Source organism: Escherichia sp. MOD1-EC6300 (genome assembly GCF_002965045.1).
Taxonomy (GTDB): Bacteria; Pseudomonadota; Gammaproteobacteria; order Enterobacterales; family Enterobacteriaceae; genus Escherichia; species Escherichia coli_F.
The window spans coordinates 38,794-64,693 of the sequence record NZ_PTRH01000001.1 but is presented as its reverse complement, the minus strand read 5'-3'; the positions used below and the strand labels follow the sequence as shown (position 1 = coordinate 64,693).

At 38.8% G+C, this 25,900-nt stretch carries 30 protein-coding genes and 2 pseudogenes; 20 read left to right on the top strand and 12 right to left on the bottom strand.

The window, feature by feature from the left end; translation table 11 throughout:
• Window positions 1–40: 40 nt before the first annotated feature.
• The 6 genes and pseudogenes from BGE37_RS25885 (at window position 41) to BGE37_RS00295 (ending at window position 4,372) form a co-directional block, all read left to right on the top strand.
• On the top strand, window positions 41–610 hold the full coding sequence (locus BGE37_RS25885; RefSeq protein ID WP_001360946.1) for a SpaN/EivJ family type III secretion system needle length determinant: 570 nt from the start codon (window positions 41–43) through the stop codon (window positions 608–610).
• Window positions 570–1,557: pseudogene (locus BGE37_RS00315) on the top strand (YscQ/HrcQ family type III secretion apparatus protein). Before BGE37_RS25885 ends, BGE37_RS00315 begins: the two are co-directional and overlap by 41 nt.
• A pseudogene (locus BGE37_RS00310) lies at window positions 1,547–2,212 on the top strand (EscR/YscR/HrcR family type III secretion system export apparatus protein). The pseudogenes BGE37_RS00315 and BGE37_RS00310 overlap by 11 nt, the downstream one beginning before the upstream one ends.
• Before the next feature lie 9 nt (window positions 2,213–2,221).
• Window positions 2,222–2,482: an EscS/YscS/HrcS family type III secretion system export apparatus protein gene (locus BGE37_RS00305; RefSeq protein ID WP_000341004.1), complete on the top strand. Its 261-nt coding sequence runs from the start codon at window positions 2,222–2,224 to the stop codon at window positions 2,480–2,482.
• Between the two features lies 1 nt (window position 2,483).
• Window positions 2,484–3,251 (top strand): type III secretion system export apparatus subunit SctT, encoded by a 768-nt coding sequence (gene sctT, locus BGE37_RS00300; RefSeq protein ID WP_000503296.1) that lies wholly within the window; start codon window positions 2,484–2,486, stop codon window positions 3,249–3,251.
• Between the two features lie 8 nt (window positions 3,252–3,259).
• Window positions 3,260–4,372 carry an EscU/YscU/HrcU family type III secretion system export apparatus switch protein gene (locus BGE37_RS00295; RefSeq protein ID WP_105276695.1) on the top strand — a complete coding sequence of 371 codons (1,113 nt, stop codon included), beginning with the start codon at window positions 3,260–3,262 and terminating at the stop codon, window positions 4,370–4,372.
• A gap of 69 nt (window positions 4,373–4,441) precedes the next feature.
• Here BGE37_RS00295 and BGE37_RS00290 read toward each other — a convergent pair whose 3' ends face one another.
• Complete coding sequence (locus BGE37_RS00290; RefSeq protein ID WP_000060687.1) at window positions 4,442–4,735, bottom strand: invasion protein; 294 nt, start codon at window positions 4,733–4,735, stop codon at window positions 4,442–4,444.
• Window position 4,736: 1 nt separating this feature from the next.
• Window positions 4,737–5,237, bottom strand: a complete 501-nt coding sequence (locus BGE37_RS00285; protein WP_001195865.1) for a helix-turn-helix transcriptional regulator — start codon at window positions 5,235–5,237, stop codon at window positions 4,737–4,739.
• A gap of 258 nt (window positions 5,238–5,495) precedes the next feature.
• On the opposite strand from BGE37_RS00285, the gene BGE37_RS00280 reads away from it, so the two are divergent.
• From BGE37_RS00280 to BGE37_RS00245, 7 genes are all read left to right on the top strand, one after another.
• Window positions 5,496–6,677, top strand: coding sequence for a PrgH/EprH family type III secretion apparatus protein (locus BGE37_RS00280; RefSeq protein ID WP_001354949.1), 1,182 nt, complete (start codon window positions 5,496–5,498; stop codon window positions 6,675–6,677).
• Window positions 6,678–6,690: 13 nt separating this feature from the next.
• Window positions 6,691–6,930: a type III secretion system needle complex protein gene (locus tag BGE37_RS00275; protein ID WP_000796272.1), complete on the top strand. Its 240-nt coding sequence runs from the start codon at window positions 6,691–6,693 to the stop codon at window positions 6,928–6,930.
• A 19-nt stretch (window positions 6,931–6,949) separates the two neighbouring features.
• Window positions 6,950–7,282, top strand: coding sequence for a type III secretion system inner rod subunit SctI (gene sctI / locus BGE37_RS00270; RefSeq protein ID WP_000116717.1), 333 nt, complete (start codon window positions 6,950–6,952; stop codon window positions 7,280–7,282).
• Complete coding sequence (locus BGE37_RS00265; protein WP_000875228.1) at window positions 7,279–8,013, top strand: EscJ/YscJ/HrcJ family type III secretion inner membrane ring protein; 735 nt, start codon at window positions 7,279–7,281, stop codon at window positions 8,011–8,013. Before sctI ends, BGE37_RS00265 begins: the two co-directional genes overlap by 4 nt.
• Window positions 8,014–8,028: 15 nt before the next feature.
• Window positions 8,029–8,610, top strand: a complete 582-nt coding sequence (locus tag BGE37_RS00260; RefSeq protein WP_072004039.1) for a type III secretion apparatus protein OrgA/MxiK — start codon at window positions 8,029–8,031, stop codon at window positions 8,608–8,610.
• The gene (locus BGE37_RS25025) at window positions 8,552–9,259 is read left to right on the top strand and encodes a hypothetical protein (RefSeq protein ID WP_123057310.1); all 708 of its coding nucleotides are present in this window, start codon (window positions 8,552–8,554) and stop codon (window positions 9,257–9,259) included. The genes BGE37_RS00260 and BGE37_RS25025 overlap by 59 nt, the downstream gene beginning before the upstream one ends.
• A gap of 222 nt (window positions 9,260–9,481) precedes the next feature.
• Window positions 9,482–10,114: a LuxR C-terminal-related transcriptional regulator gene (locus BGE37_RS00245; RefSeq protein ID WP_000516283.1), complete on the top strand. Its 633-nt coding sequence runs from the start codon at window positions 9,482–9,484 to the stop codon at window positions 10,112–10,114.
• Between the two features lie 17 nt (window positions 10,115–10,131).
• On the opposite strand, the gene BGE37_RS00240 is transcribed toward BGE37_RS00245, so the two are convergent.
• From BGE37_RS00240 to BGE37_RS00220, 5 genes are all read right to left on the bottom strand, one after another.
• Complete coding sequence (locus tag BGE37_RS00240) at window positions 10,132–10,635, bottom strand: lytic transglycosylase domain-containing protein (RefSeq protein WP_105276694.1); 504 nt, start codon at window positions 10,633–10,635, stop codon at window positions 10,132–10,134.
• A gap of 83 nt (window positions 10,636–10,718) precedes the next feature.
• On the bottom strand, window positions 10,719–10,937 hold the full coding sequence (locus BGE37_RS00235; RefSeq protein ID WP_105276693.1) for a hypothetical protein: 219 nt from the start codon (window positions 10,935–10,937) through the stop codon (window positions 10,719–10,721).
• 166 nt (window positions 10,938–11,103) lie between these two features.
• Complete coding sequence (gene ygeH / locus BGE37_RS00230; protein ID WP_105276692.1) at window positions 11,104–12,480, bottom strand: HilA family transcriptional regulator YgeH; 1,377 nt, start codon at window positions 12,478–12,480, stop codon at window positions 11,104–11,106.
• A gap of 334 nt (window positions 12,481–12,814) precedes the next feature.
• Window positions 12,815–13,306 carry a tetratricopeptide repeat protein gene (locus BGE37_RS00225; protein WP_000102383.1) on the bottom strand — a complete coding sequence of 164 codons (492 nt, stop codon included), beginning with the start codon at window positions 13,304–13,306 and terminating at the stop codon, window positions 12,815–12,817.
• 225 nt (window positions 13,307–13,531) lie between these two features.
• Entirely contained in the window at window positions 13,532–14,023 is a 492-nt protein-coding gene (locus BGE37_RS00220; protein ID WP_039020558.1) for a hypothetical protein, read from the bottom strand.
• Window positions 14,024–14,453: 430 nt separating this feature from the next.
• On the opposite strand from BGE37_RS00220, the gene yqeK reads away from it, so the two are divergent.
• Both yqeK and BGE37_RS00205 read left to right on the top strand, forming a co-directional pair.
• Window positions 14,454–14,879: a protein YqeK gene (gene yqeK / locus BGE37_RS00210; RefSeq protein WP_000350603.1), complete on the top strand. Its 426-nt coding sequence runs from the start codon at window positions 14,454–14,456 to the stop codon at window positions 14,877–14,879.
• Between the two features lie 35 nt (window positions 14,880–14,914).
• The gene (locus BGE37_RS00205; RefSeq protein ID WP_072132081.1) at window positions 14,915–14,995 is read left to right on the top strand and encodes a hypothetical protein; all 81 of its coding nucleotides are present in this window, start codon (window positions 14,915–14,917) and stop codon (window positions 14,993–14,995) included.
• A gap of 32 nt (window positions 14,996–15,027) precedes the next feature.
• Here the strand turns inward: BGE37_RS00205 and yqeJ are convergent, their stop codons facing one another.
• The 4 genes from yqeJ to BGE37_RS00185 all read right to left on the bottom strand — a co-directional run bounded on the left by yqeJ (window position 15,028) and on the right by BGE37_RS00185 (window position 18,967).
• Window positions 15,028–15,510, bottom strand: a complete 483-nt coding sequence (yqeJ, locus tag BGE37_RS00200) for a protein YqeJ (protein ID WP_000568331.1) — start codon at window positions 15,508–15,510, stop codon at window positions 15,028–15,030.
• Window positions 15,503–16,312, bottom strand: a complete 810-nt coding sequence (locus BGE37_RS00195; RefSeq protein WP_088542177.1) for a winged helix-turn-helix domain-containing protein — start codon at window positions 16,310–16,312, stop codon at window positions 15,503–15,505. The genes yqeJ and BGE37_RS00195 overlap by 8 nt, the downstream gene beginning before the upstream one ends.
• 333 nt (window positions 16,313–16,645) lie before the next feature.
• Entirely contained in the window at window positions 16,646–17,278 is a 633-nt protein-coding gene (locus tag BGE37_RS00190) for a helix-turn-helix transcriptional regulator (protein ID WP_001305805.1), read from the bottom strand.
• A gap of 459 nt (window positions 17,279–17,737) precedes the next feature.
• Window positions 17,738–18,967 carry an amino acid permease gene (locus BGE37_RS00185; RefSeq protein ID WP_000065947.1) on the bottom strand — a complete coding sequence of 410 codons (1,230 nt, stop codon included), beginning with the start codon at window positions 18,965–18,967 and terminating at the stop codon, window positions 17,738–17,740.
• 254 nt (window positions 18,968–19,221) lie between these two features.
• Between BGE37_RS00185 and BGE37_RS00180 the strand changes: the two genes are divergently transcribed.
• The 5 genes from BGE37_RS00180 (at window position 19,222) to ygeA (ending at window position 24,871) form a co-directional block, all read left to right on the top strand.
• A complete protein-coding gene (locus BGE37_RS00180) occupies window positions 19,222–20,403 on the top strand; it encodes an acetyl-CoA C-acetyltransferase (RefSeq protein WP_000656039.1) in 1,182 nt (393 codons plus the stop codon).
• Between the two features lie 286 nt (window positions 20,404–20,689).
• A complete protein-coding gene (gene kduI / locus BGE37_RS00175) occupies window positions 20,690–21,526 on the top strand; it encodes a 5-dehydro-4-deoxy-D-glucuronate isomerase (protein ID WP_000383251.1) in 837 nt (278 codons plus the stop codon).
• Window positions 21,527–21,555: 29 nt separating this feature from the next.
• Window positions 21,556–22,317 (top strand): 2-dehydro-3-deoxy-D-gluconate 5-dehydrogenase KduD, encoded by a 762-nt coding sequence (kduD, locus tag BGE37_RS00170; RefSeq protein WP_105276690.1) that lies wholly within the window; start codon window positions 21,556–21,558, stop codon window positions 22,315–22,317.
• Between the two features lie 314 nt (window positions 22,318–22,631).
• A complete protein-coding gene (gene araE / locus BGE37_RS00165) occupies window positions 22,632–24,050 on the top strand; it encodes an arabinose-proton symporter AraE (RefSeq protein ID WP_000256438.1) in 1,419 nt (472 codons plus the stop codon).
• A 128-nt stretch (window positions 24,051–24,178) separates the two neighbouring features.
• A complete protein-coding gene (ygeA, locus tag BGE37_RS00160) occupies window positions 24,179–24,871 on the top strand; it encodes an amino acid racemase (protein ID WP_105276689.1) in 693 nt (230 codons plus the stop codon).
• Here the strand turns inward: ygeA and lysR are convergent.
• On the bottom strand, window positions 24,858–25,793 hold the full coding sequence (lysR, locus tag BGE37_RS00155; protein ID WP_000741809.1) for a DNA-binding transcriptional regulator LysR: 936 nt from the start codon (window positions 25,791–25,793) through the stop codon (window positions 24,858–24,860). The two genes, ygeA and lysR, sit on opposite strands and share 14 nt — an antisense overlap.
• Window positions 25,794–25,900: the final 107 nt, after the last annotated feature.

Here is a 25,900-nt window from a genome sequence, read left to right as displayed (position 1 = left end):
AAATGGAATAGAGCAACTTTCTACAAAGAAAGTCCTCAATATGACTTCACGAGATCAGGGTCTTAATTCTGAACTATCTGATAAAACGATACAATTTAAGGGGGGAATCCATAATGGTATCCATACAGAAAAAATCACGGTTCAAAACCACAGTAATAATAAAGAGCGTGAAAAAAAATATCGCGATGGAGACAAAAAAAATGGAGAGCAGGCCCATTTATTAGATATTACTAACGAAAGAAGGTTTGCTGATAACAAAACCATGTTTACTCAACATATCGAAAAGCAAAGGAATGTTCATACGCTCAATCAGAATGATATAAATAATTCTGTTAATAGTGCCAATGTACCCGAAAATGAATTGACATATCAGTTTCAGCGTTGGGGACAGAATCATACAGTTCGGATTCTGGAAAGTAGTGAAGGGATACGACTAAAACCATCAGACACGATTGTCTCCGACAGACTCCATGAAGCCCAACACAATGATGTTACAGCACAACGTTGGGTATTGACTGAGCAAGATGAACGACAAGGGCAACGACATCAGCCTCATGATGAGCAAGAAAATGAAGGTAAATTCGAAAACGATCAGAAGGACGAAAGTTAATGTTCGGTCTGAGAAAAGTAAATGGAAACACTCATTCCTTTGAAACCACTTTTCAAAACTGGAAAGAAAATGGTGAAGATGTTGCGTTATTAATTCCCGAATTTAGCGCCAAATGGCTACCGATAGCAGAAGAGAGCGGCAGCTGGTCTGGATGGGTGTTACTTCGAGAAATATTTCCCTTAATTTCTGCCGAGCTCGCTGGGATGGCTTTTATGCCAGAAACGGAAAGGTTAATAGTGGAATGGCTCAGTTTATCTAGTACCCCGTTAAATCTAAAGTATCCTGAACTAAAATATAATCGTTTGTGTGTAGGTAAAGTATTTGATGGAGTATTGAGTCCAGCTCAGCCACTAATAAGAATATGGACAGGGGAATTAAATGTTTGGTTAGATAAAGTCACGGTCTGCCAATACGAAAACGCTCCAACGCTAGACAAAAAAACATTATATTGGCCCATTCATTTTGTAATTGGATTTAGTAAAACATGTTATAGAACCATTGTTGATATTGAAGTTGGTGATGTTTTATTAATTTCAAATAATTTTGCTTATGCGGTTATTTATAATACAAAGATTTGTGATCTGATTTATCCAGAGGAGTTAAAAATGGCTGATCATTTTGAGTACGAGGAAGATTTTGAAACAGATGACTTTGATATCAAAAAAAGCGAAATCGAGATTAATGATGAAAATGACCATCAGCAGATTAATAGTTTTGAAGACTTGCCTGTAAAAATTGAGTTTGTTCTTGGAAAGAAAATAATGAATCTATATGAAATAGACGATCTCTGTGCAAAAAGAATTATATCTTTGCTTCCTGAAGCTGAGAAAAATATAGAGATACGTGTAAATGGCGCGCTAACTGGCTATGGCGAACTTGTTGAAGTGGATGATAAATTGGGCGTAGAAATTCATTCTTGGTTATCAGGGAATAATAATGTCAAATAGTATTTCGCTGATAGCGATATTATCATTATTTACACTATTACCGTTTATAATAGCATCCGGGACATGTTTTATTAAATTCTCGATTGTTTTTGTTATTGTCCGAAACGCACTGGGACTTCAGCAAGTGCCATCAAATATGACACTTAATGGGGTAGCTTTGCTATTGTCAATGTTCGTAATGATGCCGGTTGGGAAGGAAATATATAATAACAGTCAGAATGAGAATCTTTCATTCAATAATGTAGCGTCGGTTGTTAATTTTGTTGAGACAGGCATGAGTGGTTATAAATCATATTTGATAAAATATTCTGAACCGGAGTTGGTTAGCTTTTTTGAAAAGATTTAGAAGGTGAATAGTTCTGAAGACAATGAAGAGATAATCGATGATGAGAATATTTCAATTTTCTCGTTACTCCCGGCATATGCGTTGAGTGAGATAAAAAGTGCATTTATTATAGGTTTCTATATCTATTTACCCTTTGTTGTAGTTGATCTGGTTATATCCAGCGTTCTGTTAACGTTAGGTATGATGATGATGAGTCCGGTAACCATATCTACACCGATAAAATTAATTCTGTTTGTCGCGATGGACGGTTGGACAATGTTATCGAAAGGACTCATTTTACAATATTTTGACCTATCCATTAATCCCTGAGGAAAAAATATGGACGACATTGTTTTTGCGGGGAATAGGGCGCTGTATCTGATTTTAGTTATGTCTGCAGGACCTATTGCAGTTGCGACATTTGTTGGTTTATTGGTAGGGCTTTTTCAAACGGTAACACAGTTGCAAGAACAGACTTTGCCATTTGGCGTCAAATTATTGTGCGTAAGTATTTGCTTTTTTTTAATGAGCGGATGGTATGGTGAAAAATTATATTCGTTTGGTATCGAAATGCTTAATTTAGCATTCGCGAGAGGATAGCATGGGGGAGGCGATACTCTATCAGTTGCATAGTCTGCTGGCTGCTACAGCGCTCGGTTTTTGCCGATTGGCACCAACTTTCTATTTGTTACCATTTTTCGCCAGTGGGAATATACCAACAGTAGTCCGCCATCCAATAATAATAGTGGTATCATGTGCATTAGTTCAGCATTACCACTATGAATTATCTACCCTAAATGAAATAGATATCGCTTTGTTTGCTGCCAGAGAAATTATCATAGGGTTGTTTATTGCTTGCCTATTAGCATCCCCATTTTGGATTTTCCTTGCTATAGGCAGTTTTATCGATAACCAACGTGGTGCAACGTTAAGTAGTACTTTGGATCCGGCTACAGGTGTCGATACATCGGAATTAGCAAGATTATTTAACCTTTTCTCTGCAGCAGTTTATCTTACTAACGGTGGATTGAACTTTATTCTGGAGACTCTATGGCAAAGTTATAACTTATGGCCTTCAGGAAATTTTAATTTTCCTAAATTAGAGCCTTTATTCTCATATATTAATAATATAATGACTCATACTATCGTTTACGCAAGCCCCGTGATTGCGGTTATGCTGGGCGGTGAAGCTGTCCTGGGATTGCTGGCACGCTATGCTTCACAACTAAATGCTTTTGCCATCTCACTGACTGTCAAAAGTGCGCTGGCATTTTTAATATTAATTATTTATTTTGGCCCAATACTGGCTGAACGAGTTATGCCGTTATCCTTTTTCCCAGAACAATTGCAATTATACATTGATAAATAGAGTGTTTCATGGCAAATAAAACTGAAAAGCCAACACAAAAGAAACTCCAGGATGCTTCTAAAAAGGGGCAAATTCTAAAAAGTAGAGACTTAACAGTCTCTGTAATAATGCTTGTGGGCACTTTATATCTCGGATATGTATTTGATGTGCATCATATTATGTCGATTCTTGAATACATCCTTGATCATAACGCTAAACCGGATATTTGGGACTATTTTAAAGCTATGGGGATAGGTTGGTTGAAAACGATCATTCCTTTTTTGCTGGTTTGCATGTTTACAACAATACTTGTCTCATGGTTTCAAAGTAAAATGCAATTAGCAACTGAAGCTATTAAGTTTAAGTTTGATTCATTAAATCCAGTAAATGGCTTAAAACGTATATTTGGCTTAAAAACCGTAAAAGAATTTGTCAAAGCAATACTTTATATTATTTTTTTTGCATTGGCGATCAAAGTATTTTGGAGTAACCATAAATCACTGCTTTTTAAAACTCTTGATGGAGATATCATATCTTTATTATCAGATTGGGGAGATATGCTATTCCTTCTCATACTATATTGTCTCGGCAGTATGATAATTGTTCTAATATTTGATTTTATCGCTGAGTATTTTTTATTTATGAAAGATATGAAAATGGATAAACAAGAAGTTAAAAGAGAATACAAGGAACAAGAAGGAAATCCAGAAATTAAGTCTAAACGCAGAGAACGCCATCAAGAAATTCTGTCAGAGCAATTGAAATCTGATGTCAGTAATAGCCGTCTGATGATTGCCAACCCTACGCACATTGCCATAGGGATATACTTTAAGCCACATCTGTCACCTATACCATTGATTTCTGTAAGAGAAACTAATGAGGTCGCATTAGCCGTAAGGAAATATGCAAAAGAAATCGGAATACCAATTATTACAGATAAAAAATTAGCACGAAAAATTTATGCTACCCATCGTCGCTACGATTATGTTAGCTTCGAAAATATAGATGAGATCTTGCGTCTTCTGCTGTGGCTTGAAGATGTGGAGAATGCTGGACAACCTATTCCAGATGAACTGCTCCCCTCAGAAGATAAATTCAAAGAAGGTGAAGACACAAAAAGTGAGAATAAAGACAATAATTAAAAAAATTAAACATCTATCATAGTCGGAAATTTATAAGAATCTACACGCAAAAAGCGTGTAGATTCTTATTTAATGTGTTAAACGATCTTGCGAAATGACAAGCAATTGATACATACTCATCTCTTTATAAGCTGGAACAGTCGTAACCTGTGCAAATTCGCGATATAGTTTCTGCTCTAGTTCTGCTGATGATATATATTCCGGGTGTTCGCTAAAGAACTGTCTTGCATCTACTATCGCTTGAGATTCGCCACTTCTTTTATTCTGAGTATCCTTTAATGAATTTTCTCTGGTGCATGCAGAGAGCAACGATATCAGCGCGACAGTTATTATGATTTTACTATTATATCTTACTAATGACATATCAACTTTCTCTTATGCAAGATTGGAGTTTAAAATAATGTTTATCCCATTCACAGAGTGCTATAAACAACTCAACAGTACCTTTTATGTTAAGTTTATTTAGGGCTCTTATTTTGTGATATGATACTGTTTTATAATCAATTCCCTTGATAATGGCTATTTGTTTTAACGAATAAGAAACACATAACCGCAGGATATCTATCTCATCATGGGTAAGTGGTTCTTGAGTGGAATACACATTTTGTGTATGAAGATTCGAAACCAGGAAATGCGTTAAATCAGATAATGTAATATTCTTATTGATCCTGATGAAATTGTTGCTCAAAAGGGTGTTTACAGGTTCTGTATTTGGTTTGAGATTTCGATGTTGGTGCTCATCAATAACAACGAACGAATGTCCAAGATCAACCAACGCAACCAAATCGCTGTAATATTCCTTTTGGGATGCTAATAATGCATTAGTGCCTACAGTGAAGTAGACATCACTGGAAAAGACTTGCATATGCCAACCTGCACTCTAAAATCATTTAGGGTAAATATTACAAGTAAAATTTAAAATAATGGTAATTGTTATATTTGCATATCAATGAGGGAATAGGGTGTATACCTTAAATTGCAAATAAAGTTAGGTATGTAGGCATTTAAAATGGTTCTCGAAAATTATAATCTTTTTATTGTGTGTCATCATAATTTGGTCATGAAATTTCCGTCTTGTTACACTACTCTAAACTAGAGCTTATGGAATTAGCGGGTGGTATTCATGGGAAATAATGATAAATTCTTATCACAAGACTTATTGGAATCTTATGCCATTCGTTTATTGAGCGGACCATTGAATGGATGCGAGTATGAAATACTTAATGGGCGTGTACTCGTTATCGTTGGTAATGATGTTTCGTTAGGAAGAAGTGATTCTTTTTCTGAGTTACCAGAGAATACGATAGTCATTCCTTATGGAGAGCTTACAGGCAGTTTTGAGGTAATAATCACTACCGACCCTGATCTGGTTGTAACAATCAGAGAATTAACAGCACAAGAACCTGAAGATAGAACGTTAACATTGAATCAGCAAATAGAAGTTTTAGGCCTCAAATTTGCTGTAAAAGGAAAAAATGAAGTTTGGCAGTATTCAATACCAGGTATTGTTGAAAATAACATTACTTCAACAAGACAACATTTCTTTAGTAGTACGCTGTTTAAATATGTAACGCTATTTTTTCTTTTTGCTATCATTTTTATAGCTTTTTATATTGTTAATGCCAGTAATGATCCGCAGCTGAGACATATCGATAAAATTCTTGTAAACAAAAATAGAAATTATGAAATTTTATATGGTAGGGATCATGTCATCTATATCAATACCAATAGTTTGGATGAAGCTGTCTGGGTCAAACAAGCACTGGAAAAAAATCAACCAGGAAAGCCAGTACGGGTGATAAATCCTGATGATGAATCGATACGAATTTTTTCATGGCTTGCTGATAATTTCCCAGATCTACAATATTTTAAACTACAGCTATTAGATGCCAGTAATCCAAGACTGACAGTGAGTAAGCAACGGAATGCTATCACACAGCAACTAATCGATAATCTTATTAAAGGATTACTGCAAACTATGCCATATGCCAGCAATATAAGTATTGCGGTATTAGATGATAATGTATTGGAAAGTCAGGCAATTGAAACATTGTCGGCAATAGGTCTTTCTTATGAAAAATATAAAACAGCTAACAATGTATATTTCAATATCATTGGTACGTTAAGCGACAGTGAATTAAATAAAATTAATAATTATGTTGACGAATATTATAAACAATGGGGTAAACAATATGTAAGATTTAATGTGAATTTGAAAAATCAGGACACAAATAATAGTTCATTTAGCTACGGAGATAACCGATTCGAGAAGTCTCAAGGTAGCAAGTGGACATTTCAGGAATAATTGAGGAGGACTTATGGCAGATTGGAATGGTTATATTATGGATATCAGCAAACAATTTGATCAGGGCGTTGATGATCTTAACCAACAAGTTGAAAAGGCGTTGGAGGATTTAGCAACCAATCCTTCCGACCCGAAATTCCTTGCCGAATATCAGAGTGCATTAGCTGAGTATACATTATATCGAAATGCGCAATCTAACGTTGTAAAAGCGTATAAAGATCTTGATTCGGCAATCATACAAAACTTCCGCTAAACTGGATAAGGATTTTATTATGTCAGTAAGCAATATGCCACCTATTGATAGAGCTGAGCAATCAACTGCTCATGAAATACAGCAAGCGAAAGTTATTGATTTAAATGACCGGGTTCTCAATCTTGATAACCCGGATGATAAAATGATCTCCGCTTTTGCTAACTATGCGGTACAAACTGAAAATTGGCAGCAAAATGCGTTACAAGCATTAAGGTCTGATAAAAAGGGGTTAACACCTGAAAAATTATTAGTCTTGCAGGATCATGTGCTTAATTATAATGTCGAGGTTTCATTGGTGGGAACATTAGCAAGAAAAATTGTCGCTGCAGTTGAGACGTTGACTCGCTCATGAAATATATATCATTATTCTTGTTTATCCTGCTGTTGTGCGGTTGCAAGCAGCAGGAATTACTGAACCATCTTGATCAACAGCAAGCTAATGATGTCCTTGCTGTTTTACAAAGACATAATATTAATGCTGAGAAGAAGGATCAAGGCAAAACTGGATTTTCAATCTATGTAGAACCAACGGATTTTGCTTCTGCGGTGGATTGGCTAAAAATCTACAATCTCCCGGGTAAGCCTGATATTCAAATATCGCAGATGTTCCCTGCAGATGCACTCGTTTCCTCTCCACGAGCGGAAAAAGCAAGATTGTATTCTGCTATTGAACAGCGTTTAGAGCAATCTCTCAAAATTATGGATGGCATTGTTTCTTCAAGAGTACATGTTAGTTACGATGTTGATACAGGTGATAGTGGCAAAACTGCTTTACCAATTCATATTTCTGTACTCGCTGTATATGAAAAAGATATCAATCCAGAAATAAAAATAAATGACATTAAGAGATTTATTGTTAATAGCTTTGCAAGCGTACAATATGAGAATATTTCAGTCGTATTGTCAAAACGAAGAGATATTATTGAACAAGCACCAACATATGAAATTAACGAACCTGTTTTTGCTTATGATAAGACTATGCCGGTTTCTATCTTACTTGCATTAATGTCCATTGCGACTTGCTGGCTGTTATGGAAGTACAGGGCTATTCTAACTAATTTAATCAGGTTAAAAAATAAGTAGACATATGAGAACGTTATGAATCTTGCCCTAAGAAAGATTATATATGATCCAATTAGTTATATTCATCCTCAACGAGTAAGTTTGAATAATGCACGTATTAGCAATCCGGTACTTAGATCTATTACCAATGAAATGATACTCCTACAGTACAATCTTTCAGTTGAGCATTTCAGTCTGAATAGTTCACTTATTTACTACATAAACAATTGGAAATTATTTCCATTGATCTGTTTACTCAGTGGTTGTCACTTTTATCGAGAAAGGTTTGCAGAACGGGGATTTTTTTACAAGGTTCCTGATGTGCTAAGGAATTATTTATCAGCGATACCGATGGAAATAAATGAAAAGGCACGATATAAACCTGGCATCGTTAACTATCAGAATATCATCACATGTGGTTTTTCAACGTTGTTGCCCTATGTAAGGCAACAACCGTTGGCAATGCAGCAACGATTTAATTTATTATTTCCTGATTTTGTTGACCACATACAATTGCCGTTACCACTTGCGTCTACTCTTTTGGAGAGAATTACATTTTATGCGAAAAAAAATAGAGATGAGCTTGATAAACTCTCCTGCAAATGGTGTTGTGATTAAAAGAATAATTTCTGATGGATTGAAAGAAATAGTCTCTCTAAAAGAACAGATCCTTCTTGAAACCACCGCAAAAATTCAGAGTATTGAGGAAAAGAGAGAAGAAAAAGTTATTCAAGGTTATTATGATGGCTATGCGAAAGGCATTATTGATGTGATGGATAATTTTATACCCTTGATAAGTTTGCTGAGCTCAGAATTAGAAAAAAACAGAATAAACATGATAAACGATCTGAAGAGCATATTGTTAAAATCTTCAGAGGAAGTTGAAGTATTTATCAAAATTTTTGAAAGTTGGGTAACAAAATTACCTTCAATATCAGGCCCTTTAAATCTCTATATACCTAACAGTTTCAAAGATAAGTCTATTGAAGTAGAGTCATATTTTGTCGACAAGTCAATATGGAATGTCCATATTTCATATCATGATGACAAACGTTTTATTTTTTTTACAGATCAATTTATTGCTGAATTTAGTCCGCAGGAATTTGTGGATAATTGTGAGCAATATTTAATTAGCAATCACTGTTTTTCCCCTGATAAGGTCAATGAAATCTGTGAACATGCCAGACATTATTTAGTTGAAAGAATGTGTGAAATAGATTCTTTGGCTATGAATAATTCTGATTTGACGAACCCAGAGGACTTATAGATCACTGTCTCCGGTTTAATGACTTGAATATAATCTAATTCTAATATTTTAAACGCCTAATAATTTTTCAACACTGGTCTTATTTTGCTTACACAAAAATTTTATTTTTAATTATATTTCATTATTATTTCATCAATGTATTCTTTGGATTTTGCTTATAATAATAATGGAAGGGATGATTATAAATGAATGCGTTATAGCATTTACACTCAGGATGAATATATGGGAAAGATTAAAATTGTAGTTTCAGATCAGCAGCCGTTTATGATTGATGGGATAATTGGATTTCTCGGACATTATCCCGATTTATATGAGGTTGTTGGGGGCTATAAAGATCTGAAGAAAGCTATAGCGGAGTGTAACAAATCTGCAGCCCAAATATTTATTTTAGGAGAATTTGCAGGTGGAATGATGGGGTCCGAACTCATAAAATGGGTTAAATCGCATAAAATAGATGCTCATATTATTACATTTGTAGCAAAAATGCCGTATATTGATTCAATAAAATTGCTTGAAGCCGGTGCGAAAGGATGCGTATGGAAAACCAGTCACCCGGCGAAACTAAATCGCGCTATTGATTCGATTAGTAATGGTTACACTTATTTTGATAGTGTACATATGGATTGTGAAAAAATATCTTCAAGATATTCCTCTGATAATCAACTAACAAATCGTGAGTCTGAAATACTACAACTCATAGCTGATGGAAAAACAAACAAAGAAATCGCTAATTTCTTGCAGTTAAGCAGGAAAACAGTCGAAACTCATAGACTCAATATCATGAAGAAATTAGATGTTCACAGTGGTATCGAGTTGATCAAAACAGCTTTACGTATGGGTGTTTGCACTATATAAAAAAAGAGGCTTTAGGCTCATTTTGCTAAAGCCTTACGCTTGTCTATTTCATTAAGTCTGGTATATACAACATATATTTTTTTTGCATATTGCAGCCTCTTTTTTTTGTTTTCCATTGCAAAACCCGCGTTATAAGTCCCCAGACATTGCCACGTTACCCCACAACGTGAAAAATGATTATATAAAATCTCGGTCCCTATTTTAATGTTCAGACAGGGGTTATCTAACAAATCTCGTTCATCTTTTATTATTCCACGTTTTTTTAACATGGGAATGTGCATCTGGTTTATCTGCATTAAACCATAATCAAAACTATTTATATTGTTTTTCTTATCCCTATTCTTGCCGATGCTATCATTTTTTAAATTACTTTCAACAAGAGCGATAGCTTTGATCAAATTTGGTTCGATTCTGAAAATTGATCCTGCTTCATTAAAGCAAGCGCTACTGGCGAAAGACATTTTTGTAATTAATACAGAAAACATGAAGATGGATAAGATTTTAACTTTGGGTAAGCGCATATATTTTTATGTGTAGGATTGAAGGAAAGGAACGAGATACTAATATAATCAGTATCTCGTTAAACATTTAAGTGGTCAATTGTCTACCACTCCAGTTCATAGTAAGGAGAGATAGGATTATCTTTCGAATACATATCATTTTGAAAAGATGCCATCCATGTTGAAACTATAAATGCTTGTATTTGATCTGTATCAGTAGCACTGGTGGTGATGTGTTTAACTAATGAAACTACTTCTTCACCCGTTGCAGTTGCTATATTTAAACTTTGAGAAAAATTATTCATATTGATTGGATTAGTCATAAAGTTCCCTTTTTATTTGTCCAGGCCAATAGCCTATACACAATACTTTTTAATCTAGAGTATTTGATATATATTGCAATAAGGTAAATATCTTAGATATTTTCATCTCTGCTGTTTAAATAACTAGCTGCATACATCTAAACAATAAAATTGCGACAATAAAGATTTATCGCATACAAATTCTCGTCAGTTGCTTTAGTTTCAAAATGTTGTCAATTATAACTCGATGGCTTTCACTCGAAGTTTCTTTATAGTAGCGTTTCATGTTGCTTTTGAGCGGGTTAGGCACATACATATCTACACACTCTTTTATCACAACTGCTTTTCGTCTTCTGGGTTCGAGTTGTAGTGATTTGTCTATACAAATCCTTGCCTCTTCAATTCTTTCATTATGAAAGTTGACAAGTGCTCTATAGTAGTAGAGAGAGGCTATATCAGTTGTGTTTATCTTAGCCTGTTCAAATAAGATATGAGATACTTTTGCTTGTCCAGACAGGCCAGTTATCAGTCCCATAATAGCTAAAATTTTTCCATCGACATTGGTTATGTCTGATACATAATGTAAAAGCTCTAATGCTTTTTGAGCAGCAAGTTCAAGTTCATATTTTCCATGAAGTGCCAAAGACATATGGCATTCCGCTAGCAGACAATAACATTCTGTTTTTAGCGTCTGTATATCACTTTTATTTTGTAATCCATCAAATATAGTCATAGCCCTGTAAATGCTTTCAGGAGTAAACTCGTAAAGTTCTTTCTTACCAGCCAACAGTTCATCTGATAAATAATGATTCTTGTAACCTTGATCCGGTTTAGCTAATCTTACAGAACGCTCTGGATTATGTACCGTTTGAAGGATATTATCTATAATAAATTGTGATGTGTTATGTAGTTCATCAACAGGAAGATGATTACTGGCGATGAGGAAAAGATTTTTAGCGTCGATCAGTTCAATATATAAAGTTTTCACTGCGTTATTCTGGTTTATTCTTCCTGTAACGAAATAATCTGGCTTGAATCTTCTCAAAAATGAATTTTGCGATATGTGATCATTACAAAAATTTGTCGCAGCCATCGGATAGGTATAAAGGCCCTCGATTTTTTTATTTGAAATGTTTTGCACTAATTCCTGATTAAGTATTAATGGATCCAGGGTATTCAATGAAGTGGTGAAAGGAAATATAGCTATGGAATAGTCTGAAGTGTTATCTTCATTTATTCTAGTTTTGAAAACCTGTCCACTGAAACGATAACCTTTCCGGTAGATTGTTTCTATGCAACGATCATAGCCAATTTTTTCAAAAATGCAGCGCAAAGAATAGATACATCTTGTCAGGGACTCGTCACTTACAATAATATTTTTCCATACTGATTCGATGATCATATCTTTCAGGACAACATGACCAGCGGATTCAAGTAATACGATCAATACTCCTAACTCTTTCGGTGGAATATAAATTTGCTCATTTCCTTGAGTAAGAATTCCATCTTCCGTGAGCGTTAATCCCTCAAGAAAATGATATGAGAATTTATTTTCTAAGTCCATTAGTTAACCTCTATGAAAAAATTGGTTTCTTGCATCCTGCATTAGCAATAGAAATAGTGGCTATTCATATTTATGTGTCATTAATGCTATAGGAGTTTACATTCGACATATCTATGGTTGTGTTCACTAATTTATCTTAGGAATTCAGTGATGTAATCTGAAATAGCCTTATTCAATTTTGATAAAATAGATTGTTCTCTAACGCGTTGAAAAATAATAATTTATAGTGTGTTCTTAACTGTTTTAAGATGTTGATTTAAGAAAACATAAGAGAAGCTGGTCATAGTGGTTAACTGCACTATAACCAGCAATTTTAACCAAATGATTGTAATGCTTAGCCATTATCTTCTGAATTATCAGTTAAGAGTTCAATATATGCCTGCGCTTTGCTCTTAACACTTTCATCCTCACAATTGTTAATAATATGATAGAAACATTGCATTGCGTTATCGATATTTTTAGCCCCAATTTGACATTGACCCATACGATAAATAACTGAATAGTCATCATACGGGGAGTAATTGTAACTTAGTTTGTAAAGGTCATATGCTTGTTGATATTTCTTTTTTGACTGGCATACTGATGCAAAACCTTTTAGATATTCATGATTTTCGAACGCATAAATGCACAGAAATTTATAATAAATTTCTGCGTCCGTTATGTTACCTTTTTCATGGTAGTCGAATGCATATGCATATATTCTATCAAGGATATCAGGAGTCAATCCATGTAGTAATGCCAGATTTTCTCCTTGCGATAATGCGTGTTTTAGTTGACTTGCCCATTCATCACTGTTATTGAATATTTCAAGTGTATCTGTGCTCATAATATTCCTCTGTGATGTGTTTCGTGATGCTAAATTATTATTGATTGACTCATTAATTTTTTTGTATTTATCTTTTTTGAATTATGAGTTTTAAGCTTGCATTGCTTATGGGTATATTGGTTCATTATTAGTAAAAATATTGACCACTATAAACCAATAATGTCATTAGTTGTTTTCTAATATTCACCTTATTAGTTATCTTATTTACGATATTTCATAAATGCCTTAATATGCATGACCTTGATTCATATTATCAATTTCCATTTTTTCGATGAAAATTAAAAAGGGGATTTTTGCGAAGGGTAGTAAGTCGTCTGGTTTTTTTTCTTTATTATGTCTGATGACGAGGGGGGATAGTACGTCGGTGCATATAGTAGAGAATTTATTCAGGTCTAAATTATTCTCTATTTTGGCCAGTTTTATGAGTTCATTTGTAGCCATACTCATTAAATCATCTGTTATCGGAAATTTATATATGCTCATAGCAGATAATATTGCTTGCTGAATTATTTCTTCAGAAATATCCGCTATCTTTATTGACAAATCATGTGTTAGATATTTTCCTCCAAGAGATTCTTGTTCAATATAATTTAAACCAGACCTCATCGTAATTTTAACTGGATTCACGAATTTCTCTTCGTTTTTCTTATTTTTGTTCTCTTGATCAGGAACTAATGGTTGCAGTGGTAGGCTATTATTAATATTTCGTGGCTTCATTTTACATTTCTCTCATTTGATTAGAGCAAAATCCGAATTCGCAGCTTCTGATAATGTCAAATATCACCTTTTCTAATGCTTTATTCTATCAAAAATCGCTCATTTTTACTTTTTTTACCATAATGTTACTTAGTAGCATCGGCAATTTACATAACTTACATGTTGTTTTTTATATCCTGAAAAAACAGATAGATAGTGTGCACACTCGAAATGATATTGGTAACATAAATAGCTTTATTCGTGACAAACATCTCAAAAGATTTCCTTTTATTATTTTTGAAATTCATTTGATCAAGGTTATCACCTTATGGAGACGTTACGTAGAATGACTATATTTGTTATCGGCACATTAGGGGTATTAAATTTAGTATTGATGGAAGGTGATTATTGAACAGTAACATCGAGTCACGGTAAAAATGTGAGGTATATAATGGACATTGAGTTTTCGCAGATTCATGAAATGGTCTATATGCATGATATTGTAAATTCGGACTCGAAAAAGAAACCAAGGATTCCGTTAAAAAAATTCCTTAATGCTGAGAAGGTTCTCACGCAAACAACATCATGGGCACTAAATTCAAGATATGTGAATGTTAATTCTGTCAGTAAAGTCAACGTAAAGAGTAAAGTTAAAAACAGTTATATCTCACGATCTGTCAATGATGAGTTTAGTTTAACAGATGATGAAATCAATTCTTTTAAAGAAACGTTAGTCCTTTCCTCTATTGATTCACTAAGTAAACTGGTTCTTAATAATCCTCTTTCTGTATTGTTTACATCGACTGTACGAAGGAATAATAATAGAGCTAAGATGAATGTTGAGTTCGACTCATGGATTTGCACCAGATGTTGTTGATACATGATATTTTACATTGCAAGGTGATGTCTAAAATGAAAGATGTTGATCAAAACTTTGATGCTTTATACTGGCATATACTACAAGCATATTTAATTTTATTGTTTTATGATTAACGAGGTTCCATCTTTTTGTTATCTATTTAAGTTTACCTTGCACAATGCATGATTGCTCTGTTACCAATACTCAAAATAAAAGCATGCTTACCTTGCTTTAGTATATTATAGCTTACACTTTTTTCTGGAAAGACATAAAAATCAGGAATAAGTTCTGCAAGTCTATCATCATCGACTTGATCCATGATCTCAAATTTATTAACTTTCTTTGATGTTAAATGGGCTGTGTCATAGTTTTCAATCCATGTGTATTCAATATTTCGCCGTATTGATTTACTTTCTCTGTTGCCTTGTTGCCAGGTTCCGCTCAACGCAACAGTTCCTGTTTTATTTTTTTGGTTATACATAAAGTCGATGGTAAGATTTGCTCGCCCCTTGTCATTAAAAATTACCCAATTTGCAGTGCATGTTTCATTATATATCATTTTTTCTGCAGTATAAGAGTAAACAATGAAGAGAATAAACCCACTGATGAAAACTAAAATAAATAATAAGTTTTTTTTATAATCAATCACGATTAACCTCACGGTAAGACAGGGTTAAACAGCCTGCCACTTCATGTTGGTTATAATTTTTATTGCATGCCATAACAATCATCCTTGGTGAGGATTTTGCAAGAGGGAAGTATAACCACGGATATTTTTTACAGTTAATCCCCGAATCCAGTATCCGTGTCTTATATTTATCGAACTCTTTCAACCCATCAATTGTATCTTCTGTCACATTAAAATGGCAGCCATTAATTTCCGCAACAGTCTTGTAATCCTTGAAGAATGGCTTCGGTTGATTATTATTCCATAGCCAATGTGCAGAATATACGCCTATAGCAAATATGCTCAACATAATTAGATAACTTTTTATATGTTTGAGGATTTTGTTATTGAAATTGTTTGCGCTACCAATGCTCTCTTTGTACCCCGCATTACCTTTTACGGCAGGTGGGGTATTGTGTGTATGTGCGTCTGTTGAAGAGTTTATTGCATGATTTTGTATGTTAATGTCATTATGAATCTTGAATCCTCTTCTCGGCACGGTTGCAATAAGCGAGTGGGTGGTATCACCAACAGCGCGAAATCCGCGTCTGATAATGGATATGTTCTGATATAACGTGTTAGTTGGCACACGCATACCTTCTTCTTCCCAGACTCTGGTGAAAAAATCTTGTTGTGCAACCACATCAGGAAAAGCTTCAAGTAGAAGTGATAAACAACGACTGGCTGGCGTTGTCAGAACGACGTTAAGATCGGCGTTATGTACCGATATTAATTTTCGGTGCTCAGGCCAGAACTCGATATTATCGTTAATAATCCAGTACATACGTCAATAGACACTAAATCAATCGAAATGGAAATCACATAGTTTGCTAAGTATATTGGTATTTACGGCATAAATATATATTAATTTTATATTTATCATAATGATTGAAATGAGGCTTTAATGTCGCAACGTAAAACTTTACGTAAATTAACATGATTAACATTTACGCCACTATTGTTTGTAAATTCATATTTCGTAATGCTTCTGAATTTTTCGTGTGATGGTTTTAAATACCATGTTGTTTACTCTTGGGGTTACTGCTTATTTATAAAATACGGGCATTTCAATAGATGCCCGTATAAGCAGAGTATGATTCTGGCAGATTGTTGAGTATCAATGTTGGACCGAATGTGAACGAATAAATAACTCGTTTATTTTACCACCCATTCTCTTTTCGATTCGTTGCTTGTACGCGTAGATGCTACGGATATCCATATCCAGAACTTCAGCAATCTGATATGGATTATAACCAGAAACCATATACCCCATTATGGTGAATTCCATCTGAGTTAATGTGTTCCCTCTGGTAAATGATAAATAGCGACCAATAAATAGTTGTCTGATCTTTTCATTGGCAACATCAAGACCATCATCATTATATATGACAGCAGATATTGCAGAGTTGTGTTTTCGCCAGTAGTTAGCTAACGATTGCATATTGCGGTCGCTGACTAAAACAATCCCCATGTCAGTACTTGCAAGATAGTCAATCCAGTCTTTTTCAAGGAATAGACGTAAAAAACTTACTGAAAAATCGACAAAAATATATCCGCTTAATCTCGCATTGTGGTTTTTTGTTAAGATACCTTCCACCACACCACGATTAAAATATGAACTTTCTTCGGGCCACATACAAAAACACGAGTTTGCGCAATACTGCAAACGCGGTGACTCTTCTGGCATTATTTGGCAATGCATTGAGCAACTATTGCATGTAAGACTTTTATAACGACTACAAAGCCCCATGTTAAGAACCTCCCTATCCGTATATAATTGCATAATTTCATTGGTTATTGATGATGTCAATACACCATGATTTTGTAATTTTGCTGGGAAAAATTGCGATTAATCTGTATTTGCTATAATTCTGAGTAAGGCATTTAAAAATGCATTTCTCGTTATCAAATATGATTATGTTTCACTGATTTAATCTTGCATGGTTGAGAACGGTTCAGATAACTATCTCATGGTATAAGAATATCTATATCGCAAATTGTTTTTGAATGACCAGAAGATATCTTGCGAATCTAAGTTATGCATCTTAAATAGTCTTATTTAAGATGTTCAGATCTCTTTGTGTGTTTAACTAACTGATAATACTACGATATGACGAGAGAAGTGATAGAGCGGAATAATAACAAATGAACATTATGAAAACTGGAATGGTTCAAAATTGTAGCAATTTTGAACCATTCACAACGGATATTAGCTAAAGAACATTACCGATACGCACAGGATACCCACGATCAGCGTAATCAGATTTCCGATGGAACGCCAGGGTTTAAGCGCCGGGATGAGATATGTTGACAGCGTAGGCATGATGAAAAGTATCATGGCAATGAGCGGGCCGCTGATCGCGTAAATCATCGAAATCGCGTTCGGGTTAATGCAACAAACAAAGAAGGTAATGAGCGATACCAACATAATTGATAGTGCGCGGTTAAATGCACGACTTTTCTTTACACCAACCTGCTGTAGTGTTGTTTTGACGACCTCCGTGGCACCTTCAATAACGCCAAAGTACGTACCCAGGAATGATTTCGACATCGCAACTACTGCGACAATAATCCCGGAAATTGACAACCATGCTGGGGCGTTCGGCAGCATAGAAAGTGCCGATAAAATGGTAACCCCTTCTTCTTTAGCCGCTTCAATATACGAAGGTGGAATAGAAAGCAGGCAGCTAAAGACAAAGAACAATACACTTATGCAGATGATGAGATAAGCGACTTTCATAATTTTTTTGCATTTATCCATAGCATGTTCGCCATATTTTTCACGTCTGTCTATGGCAAACGTAGAAATAATGGGCGTATGGCTAAAAGCGAAAACCATCACGGGAATCGATATCCATATCTGGTGAAGGGTATTCTGATTGAACTCTACCTGGGTAGTTAATAGATCAGGTTGCCAACTACCGACCAGGTAAATAGATAGAAATAAGAAATAGGCAATCAATGGGAATACCAAAAATCCCATTACCCGAATAGTGGCATGGCGTCCCATCAGAAAAATGAGATTCAGGATTAATACAACACCCAGACTCACCAACATACGGATGCGAAGATCAATAACCATATGCTTTGCCAGCTGTTCCGTAAGTGAGTTGGTAATTGCCACGGCATATATCAACACGACGACAAAAAAGGCGATGAAGTACAGCGTGGTAATCAGATTACCAATCTTCTTGCCATAGTAGTGTGTTACCGCGCCCGTTATCCCTTCACCTGCTGATGTTTTTGATGAGAGGATGAATTGGCATAAGGCTTTATGTGGCCAATATGTTAAAGGCCAGGCGACCAGAGCAGTAATAAACAGGACCACAGCCCCTGCCGAACCTAACTGAATAGGAAGGAAGAGCGTGCCTGCACCAACGGCTGTGCCGTAGAGCGCGAAACTCCACAGAGTTTCTTCTTTTGACCAAATATTAGACATTATCTGAACGTATCATCTACAAATTAAACAAAATGGAGGGCAATTTACCATAAACCAGGTTAAGTATGGGAGATTAACGCCCTTTCTACCTCTCTATTGGTGGGTTAGTGGTTGCAAACCTTACGTGCCAGTTATGTCTCTGACTGCTGGTCAGGCGTATTTCCTTTGTGATAAAAATCACTTTTTTTAAACAATTAAGATAACTGTAATTAACAATCATTTACTATTGCACTGTTAATTGGTGCGAGGTTGTGATGAAAGACGTTGTGATTGTCGGGGCGTTACGGACACCTATCGGCTGTTTTCGTGGTGCGTTAGCGGGTCATTCCGCCGTGGAACTTGGCAGCCTGGTCGTGAAAGCGTTAATAGAACGTACCGGTGTTTCTGCATATGCGGTGGATGAAGTGATTCTTGGTCAGGTGTTGACTGCAGGAGCAGGGCAGAATCCGGCAAGGCAATCGGCTATTAAAGGTGGTCTTCCTAACAGCGTTTCTGCAATCACGATTAATGACGTTTGCGGTTCCGGGCTTAAAGCACTGCATCTGGCTACTCAGGCGATCCAGTGTGGCGAGGCGGATATTGTCATCGCCGGTGGCCAGGAAAACATGAGCCGCGCACCACACGTTCTTACAGATAGCCGCACCGGTGCACAGCTTGGCAATAGCCAGTTGGTTGATAGTCTGGTGCATGACGGCTTGTGGGATGCCTTCAATGATTATCATATTGGTGTCACCGCCGAAAATCTGGCTCGCGAATATGGCATCAGCCGTCAGTTGCAGGATGCTTACGCACTTAGCTCGCAACAAAAAGCGCGAGCGGCGATTGACGCCGGACGATTTAAAGATGAAATCGTCCCGGTAATGACCCAAAGTAACGGTCAGGCGTTGGTTGTTGATACCGATGAACAGCCACGCACTGACGCCAGTGCAGAAGGCTTGGCCCGTTTAAATCCTTCATTTGATAGTCTCGGTTCTGTGACAGCGGGTAATGCATCATCCATAAACGATGGCGCAGCTGCGGTAATGATGATGAGCGAAGCCAAAGCGCGAGCGTTGAATTTACCCGTGCTTGCCCGCATTCGCGCATTTGCCAGCGTTGGTGTAGATCCGGCATTAATGGGCATTGCGCCGGTGTATGCGACACGCCGTTGCCTGGAACGTGTCGGCTGGCAGTTGGCTGATGTCGATCTTATTGAGGCTAATGAAGCGTTTGCTGCTCAGGCGCTTTCGGTTGGCAAGATGCTTGAATGGGATGAGCGTCGGGTCAATGTTAATGGTGGCGCGATCGCGCTCGGTCACCCAATAGGCGCGTCCGGTTGCCGAATCCTGGTTTCTCTGGTTCATGAAATGGTGAAACGTAATGCCCGCAAAGGACTGGCTACGCTTTGTATCGGCGGGGGCCAGGGCGTGGCATTGACCATTGAACGTGACGAATAGCTCTGCATTTCCTCCTTACCGATAAATATCAGCCGTCATTAATCTGTTGAATAATGGTGGCTGGCGAGTCGACATACATTTTCAGGGCTCCCTGATTTTTCCATTCTCATGACATATTCGTGATCGACACTGCACTTTTTTCAGTCCTTACCTTAAAAATGAAACATTGTTTTATTTTTAATTGAAAACCCTATCCTGTGGGCATATCATCCCCTTATAGAGAAAACGAAACAGCGTTTCACTATCGTTTTCTATTTTCACGCTTCACTGATTATCGGAGGTTGATGTGGACGTAAGACAGAGTATCCACAGTGCGCATGCAAAAACGCTGGATACCCAGGGGTTGCGCAATGAATTTTTGGTTGAAAAGGTATTTGTCGCCGATGAGTACACCATGGTTTACAGCCACATTGACCGTATTATTGTTGGCGGCATTATGCCGGTAACTAAAACGGTTTCCGTTGGCGGGGAAGTTGGTAAACAACTCGGGGTAAGCTATTTCCTGGAACGTCGCGAGCTAGGTGTTATCAATATTGGCGGTGCCGGTACGATTACCGTCGATGGTCAATGCTATGAAATCGGTCACCGCGAAGCCCTGTATGTTGGTAAAGGCGCAAAAGAAGTTGTCTTTGCCAGTATTGATACCGCTACTCCGGCGAAGTTTTATTACAATTGCGCACCTGCGCATACGACGTATCCCACCAAAAAAGTCACACCGGACGAAGTATCTCCAGTCACGTTAGGCGATAACCTCACCAGCAACCGTCGCACGATTAACAAATATTTTGTCCCGGATGTGCTGGAAACCTGCCAATTGAGTATGGGGCTGACGGAGCTGGCTCCGGGTAACTTGTGGAACACCATGCCGTGTCACACCCACGAGCGCCGGATGGAAGTTTATTTCTATTTCAATATGGATGATGACGCCTGCGTTTTCCACATGATGGGGCAGCCGCAAGAAACGCGTCATATTGTGATGCATAACGAGCAGGCGGTGATCTCCCCGAGCTGGTCGATCCATTCCGGTGTCGGAACCAAAGCTTATACCTTTATCTGGGGCATGGTCGGTGAAAACCAGGTCTTTGATGATATGGACCATGTGGCCGTTAAAGATTTGCGCTAGTTGTGGGCATAAACGAATAAGGTATTGTTATGATTTTAAGTGCATTTTCTCTCGAAGGTAAAGTTGCGGTCGTCACTGGTTGTGATACTGGACTGGGTCAGGGGATGGCGTTGGGGCTGGCGCAAGCGGGCTGTGACATTGTTGGCATTAACATCGTTGAACCGACTGAAACCATCAAGCAGGTCACGGCGCTGGGGCGTCGTTTTTTAAGCCTGACCGCCGATCTGCGAAAGATTGATGGTATTCCTGGACTGCTGGATCGCGCGGTAGCTGAGTTTGGTCATATTGATATCCTGGTGAATAACGCCGGATTGATTCGGCGCGAAGATGCTCTCGAGTTCAGCGAAAAAGACTGGGACGATGTCATGAACCTGAATATCAAGAGCGTATTCTTCATGTCTCAGGCAGCGGCGAAACACTTTATCGCACAAGGCAATGGCGGCAAGATTATCAATGTCGCGTCAATGCTCTCCTTCCAGGGCGGGATCCGTGTGCCTTCTTATACCGCATCAAAAAGCGGCGTGATGGGCGTGACGCGATTGATGGCGAATGAATGGGCTAAACACAACATTAATGTTAATGCGATAGCTCCGGGTTACATGGCGACCAACAATACTCAACAACTACGGGCAGATGAACAACGTAGCGCGGAAATTCTCGACCGCATTCCAGCTGGCCGTTGGGGACTGCCGAGTGACCTGATGGGGCCGGTAGTGTTTCTTGCCTCCAGTGCTTCAGATTATGTGAATGGTTATACCATTGCCGTGGATGGCGGTTGGCTGGCTCGTTAATCCATTCTTCTTACTTTTATGACCCTGCCGCATGGCAGGGTTTTTTATACCTGTAGATCATCATAATCCATATCATGGTTATGAAATAATCCATATCAATTATCAATTAGTGAACTTTATGAATTTTATCTGCTTTAAAATTAGTTGGTTAATAATAATCTCAATAATTCAACTTAATTTGAAAATTGGAATATCCATCACATAACGACATGTCGCAGCAATTTAATCCATATTTATGCTATTTCCGACCTGACACCTGTGTGAATTGTTCACGTATTTTTTCACTATGTCTTACTCTCTGCTGGCAGGAAAAAATGGTTACTATCAATACGGAATCTGCTTTAACGCCACGTTCTTTGCGGGATACGCGGCGTATGAATATGTTTGTTTCGGTAGCTGCTGCGGTCGCAGGATTGTTATTTGGTCTTGATATCGGCGTAATCGCCGGAGCCTTGCCGTTCATTACCGATCACTTTGTGCTGACCAGCCGTTTGCAGGAATGGGTGGTCAGTAGCATGATGCTCGGCGCAGCAATTGGTGCGCTGTTTAATGGGTGGTTGTCGTTCCGCCTGGGGCGTAAATACAGCCTGATGGCGGGGGCTATCCTTTTTGTGCTCGGTTCGATAGGGTCCGCTTTTGCGACCAGCGTAGAGATGTTAATCGCCGCTCGTGTGGTGCTGGGCATTGCTGTCGGGATCGCGTCTTACACCGCTCCTCTGTATCTTTCTGAAATGGCAAGTGAAAACGTTCGCGGTAAGATGATCAGTATGTACCAGTTGATGGTCACACTCGGCATCGTGCTGGCGTTTTTATCCGATACAGCGTTCAGTTATAGCGGTAACTGGCGCGCAATGTTGGGGGTTCTTGCTTTACCAGCAGTCCTGCTGATTATTCTGGTGGTCTTCCTGCCAAATAGCCCGCGCTGGCTGGCGGAAAAGGGGCGTCATATTGAGGCGGAAGAAGTGTTGCGTATGCTGCGCGATACGTCGGAAAAAGCGCGAGAAGAACTCAACGAAATTCGTGAAAGCCTGAAGTTAAAACAGGGCGGTTGGGCACTGTTTAAGATCAACCGTAACGTCCGTCGTGCTGTGTTTCTCGGTATGTTGTTGCAGGCGATGCAGCAGTTTACCGGTATGAACATCATCATGTACTACGCGCCGCGTATCTTCAAAATGGCGGGTTTTACGACCACAGAACAACAGATGATTGCGACTCTGGTCGTAGGGCTGACCTTTATGTTCGCCACCTTCATTGCGGTCTTTACGGTAGATAAAGCAGGGCGTAAACCGGCTCTGAAAATTGGTTTCAGCGTGATGGCGTTAGGCACTCTGGTGCTGGGCTATTGCCTGATGCAGTTTGATAACGGTACGGCTTCCAGTGGCTTGTCCTGGCTCTCTGTTGGCATGACGATGATGTGTATTGCCGGTTATGCGATGAGCGCCGCGCCAGTGGTGTGGATCTTGTGCTCTGAAATTCAGCCGCTGAAATGCCGCGATTTTGGCATCACTTGTTCGACGACGACAAACTGGGTGTCGAATATGATTATCGGCGCGACCTTCCTGACTCTGCTCGATAGCATTGGTGCGGCAGGTACGTTCTGGCTCTACACTGCGCTGAACATTGCGTTTGTGGGCATCACTTTCTGGCTCATTCCGGAAACCAAGAATGTCACACTGGAACATATCGAACGCAAACTGATGGCTGGTGAGAAGTTGAGAAATATCGGCGTCTGATTTCACGGGCCGGATGTGCTGTACATCCGGCCCTTTTTTCGTTAATAGAGATTGGGCACCTGGCCGTTGAGGCGTTTGTCTCGTTCCTTATTCAGCCTTGTTGCGGTAACACACATCAGGAGAGAGGAATGAAAACAATTGGTTTGCTGGGAGGAATGAGTTGGGAATCCACTATTCCTTATTATCGTCTGATTAATGAAGGTATTAAACAGCGGCTTGGTGGGCTTCACTCTGCGCAAGTGCTGCTACATAGCGTCGATTTTCATGAAATAGAAGAGTGCCAGCGTCGCGGCGAGTGGGACAAAACCGGGGATATTCTGGCTGAGGCGGCGCTTGGCTTACAGCGGGCGGGCGCAGAAGGCATTGTGTTATGTACCAATACGATGCACAAAGTGGCGGATGCCATTGAGTCTCGTTGCTCGCTGCCTTTCTTACATATAGCGGATGCCACCGGACGTGCAATTACCGGGGCCGGAATGACTCGTGTGGCGCTGCTGGGTACGCGTTACACCATGGAACAGGATTTTTATCGCGGGCGGCTGACGGAACATTTTTCCATCAACTGTCTCATTCCTGAAGCGGATGAACGGGCGAAAATTAATCAGATTATTTTTGAAGAACTGTGTCTGGGGCAATTTACCGAAGCGTCACGCACTTATTATGCGCAAGTGATTGCTCGCCTTGCAGAACAGGGCGCACAGGGTGTCATTTTTGGCTGTACGGAAATTGGTTTACTGGTGCCAGAAGAGCGCAGTGTTCTGCCTGTGTTTGATACTGCGGCGATCCATGCCGAGGATGCTGTCGCTTTTATGCTGTCGTAGCTGACGACAAAATAGCGTCAAGAGAAGTGACCAGTTTCGGTAATCCCGCTTGTAAATGCTCACTAAACGCCTGAACCAGCGCTGATGACGGGCGGTGCAGGGGGCGGATCAGGCTGACGGTGAACGGAACCGCAATACTGAACCGCCGTACCACTAAACCGCTTGCCGCATAATCCAGTGCGGTGAGCGGGTTAACCACCGAAACACCTACCCCCGCCCGTACCATTGCGCAGACTGATGCGGCGCTGTGGGTTTCTACGATCATGCGTCGTTTAACCTGATTCTCAGTAAACAATTGATCCAGCAACTGGCGATAGCTGTCAGTACGGGAAAGGCTGATGTAGTTCTCACCCTGAAAATCATCCGGCGTTAATACCTTTTTTACCGCCAGCGGATGATCCGGGGGTAACACACATACTTCATCTAAAGAGAGTAATTCGGTACGTTCTGTTCCCGCAGGCGTATGGAGTGTCTCGGTGAGTCCTAAATCATGACGCTGGGCCGAGAGCCACTCTTCAAGTAGCGGTGACTCCTGCGGCACGATATTTAAGCTGACATCGGGATAACGTGCCAGAAAGGGTTGCAGGAGCTGCGGTAAAAAAGATTGCGAAAAGACCGGCAGGCAGGCAATAGACAGTTCTCCCTGGCGAAACTCGCGCAGACTTTCTGCGGCACTGACAATGCGATCCAGTCCGTACCAGGATCGTTGCACTTCTTCAAACAGACGCAGTCCTTGCACGGTAGGATGTAATCGTCCACGTATGCGCTCAAACAATTTCAGCCCGATCACCTTCTCAAAGCGCGCCAGTTCGCGGCTGACGGTTGGCTGTGAGGTGTGTAGCAGGTGTGCCGCCTCAGTCAGGCTTCCGGCGGTCATTACCGCATGAAAAATTTCAATATGACGTAAGTTAACGGCGGCCATTAGCGCTCTCTCGCAATCCGGTAATCCATATCATTTTTGCATAGACTCGACATAAATCGATATTTTTTATTCTTTTTATGATGTGGCGTAATCATAAAAAAGCACTT